This is a genomic window from Rhodococcus sp. CX (assembly GCF_015865005.1).
In the GTDB taxonomy this organism is placed as follows: domain Bacteria; phylum Actinomycetota; class Actinomycetes; order Mycobacteriales; family Mycobacteriaceae; genus Rhodococcus.
Window position 1 is genome coordinate 35,482 of record NZ_JADZGH010000034.1, and the last position, 2,560, is coordinate 38,041.

A 2,560-nucleotide genomic window follows, 5' to 3' on the forward strand; every position below is an offset into this window, starting at 1 on the left:
GACGCCGACGCCGACCTCGTCGCCCGCGCGTGGCGGACGGGTGGGCGCACCTCGATGTACTGGGACCGGCGGCCCCTGTTCGCCTGAAGCGCTCTACCCGAGCGCCGTGCAGCTCTATCGGACTGCGCTGTGCAGCGCTCTATCGGACTGCGCTGTGCAGCGCGACGATCCCACCGGTGAGATTGCGCCACCGCACCGACTTCCACCCGGCCGCCTCGATCCGCAGCGCCAGTTCCCGCTGGTCCGGCCAGGCGCGGATGGACTCGGCCAGGTAGACGTACGCATCCGGGTTGCTGCTCACCGCGCGGGCCACGCGCGGCAACGCCCGCATGAGGTACTCCATGTACACCGTGCGCACCGGCTCACGGACCGGCGTGGAGAACTCGGACACCACGAGCCGTCCACCCGGCTTGGTGACCCGCGCGATCTCGCGGAGCCCGGCATCGAAGTCGGAGACGTTCCGCAGCCCGAACGAGATGGTGGCGGCGTCGAAGACGGCGTCGGCGAACGGCAGCTTCATGGCGTCCCCGGCGACCATCGGCACCTGACGGAAACTGCCGGCCTTCAGCATGCCGATCGAGAAATCGGTGGCGACGACCCACGCTCCGGAGCGTCCCAGTTCGACGGTCGACACGCCGGTGCCGGCGGCGAGATCGAGGACCCTCTCCCCCGGCTTCAGATCCAGCGCCGCGCGCGTCGCCCGGCGCCATCCGCGGTCCTGCCCGAACGACAGCACCGTGTTGGTCAGGTCGTATCGCTCGGCGACACCGTCGAACATGGACGCGACCTCGCGCGGATCCTTGTCGAGGGATGCACGTGATCCGTGAGTAGTTGCCACGGCCGAAACGTTACCCGCTATGCCCGACGGCGCAGGTACAGCAGTACCGGCGTCGCGATCAGCCAGGTGACGACGATCACGGACCCGGCGGGCACGATCGCGACGCGCGCGTCCCGGCCGGTGACACGGACCAGGTCCGGTTCGCTGCGGGCGTATTCGACGGCGATGCGCTGCCCGACCGTGAGGCCGGTCGGATAGAGCACCCCGAGTTCCGGGTTGTGGGTGACGCCGTCCGGTGTGACGAAGCTGATCGCCGAGCGCAGGGAACCGGCCGAGAGCACCTCGGCGGTCGCCGTTCCGGTGTCGGCGCCGATGATCCGGTCGTTGCGCCACGCGCCGAGCACGAGGATCACGGCGAGCACCGAGACGGCGATCGCGACGGCGAGCACCGCACGGCGGGCCCGCACGTCGGCGGTCGGGCCGGGCACGGCGGCGGCTGGGGTGGCGGTCACGCCCGCGACCTCACAGCTGCGCCCGCACGGCCGCGTGGAGTTCACGCAGGCCGGCGCGGTCGGTCGCGACCTCGAGCACGCGGATGCCACCGGCGGGAACCGTCGGGTCGGCGAGCGCGGCGGTCAGTCCGGGCAGATCGACGCGGGTGTGCGGGACGCGGTAGGCGGCGCACAGCGCGGCCAGGTCCATGCCGTGCGGGGTGCCGAAGACGCGTTCGAACACCCCCGCGTACTGGGGGTCACCCTGTTCGAGCAGCTCGAAGATGCCGCCACCGTCGTCGTTCGCGACCACGATCGTCAGATCGCGGGGACGCGGTTCGGCGGTGCCGATCAGCAGACCGGACGCGTCGTGCAGGAATGTCAGGTCGCCGAGCAGCGCGACCGTGCGGCCGTCCTCGTAGGCGAGGGCGGCACCGACCGCGGTGGAGACGGTGCCGTCGATTCCGGCGACCCCGCGGTTCGACAGCACGGTCACGCCCTGCTTGGGGTAGCTCACGAGCGCGGCGTCGCGTACCGGATTCGACGCGCCGAGCAGGAGCTGGTCGCCGGGGCGCAGCGCGTCGGTGACGGCCGCGGCGACGTGCAGGCCGGTCGCTTTCGGATGCCGGTCCAGCTGGGTGCGCACCGCCTTGTCGGTGTGCGCGGTCAGCCGCCGGCAGCGGTCGAGCCATGCCGGATCGGGGGTGCCGGTGACGACCGCACGGGTGCCGGTGGCCAGCACGTTGCCGGACACGTCGGGCCAGCGCGGCCCGGTGGTGAGTGCGTACACCTGCACGGACGGGTCCGCGAGCAGCTTCGACACGGGCCGGTGCAGCGTCGGCCGGCCGGTGACGACGGCCTGGCGGGGCTGAAGCTGCGGCAGGGCCATCGGGTGGACGGGGATGCCGTGCATCGGCGCGGTGGGTTCGGCGACGGTGGGCAGCCCCGCCAGTTCCGGCCGGTATGCCGAACCGTGCCCGGAGATCACGACGGTGTCGTCGGTGACGTCGAGTTCGAGCGGCACGTCGAGGGTGGCGTGCGTCGTGGTGGTCCAGGCGCTGCCGTCGGCGCGACCTTCCGGCACCGGCCCCTGCGCGTGCACGTCGGGGACGAGCGGTTCACGCAGCGGAATGTCGAAGTGCACGGGACCCGCGTTGCCGGAGCGGGTGCCGCGCGCGGCGGCGAGGACGCGGCTGACGGCCGACCGCCACTGGCTGTTCTGTTCGAGACCCTCGGCCAGGCCCAGGCTGATCGTCGCCCTGACCTGGCTGCCGAACAGTCCGAGCTGCTC

3 protein-coding genes are annotated in these 2,560 nt (G+C 72.2%); all 3 read right to left on the reverse strand.

The window, feature by feature from the left end; genetic code table 11:
* Positions 1-139 precede the first annotated feature (139 nt).
* Positions 140-838 carry a demethylmenaquinone methyltransferase gene (locus I0Q12_RS03110; protein ID WP_197250549.1) on the reverse strand — a complete coding sequence of 233 codons (699 nt, stop codon included), beginning with the start codon at positions 836-838 and terminating at the stop codon, positions 140-142.
* Between the two features lie 17 nt (positions 839-855).
* The gene (locus I0Q12_RS03115) at positions 856-1,290 is read right to left on the reverse strand and encodes a DUF3592 domain-containing protein (RefSeq protein WP_248674852.1); all 435 of its coding nucleotides are present in this window, start codon (positions 1,288-1,290) and stop codon (positions 856-858) included.
* A gap of 10 nt (positions 1,291-1,300) precedes the next feature.
* On the reverse strand, positions 1,301-2,560 hold a 1,260-nt coding region (locus I0Q12_RS03120; protein WP_231609899.1), incomplete at its 5' end, for a thiamine pyrophosphate-dependent enzyme.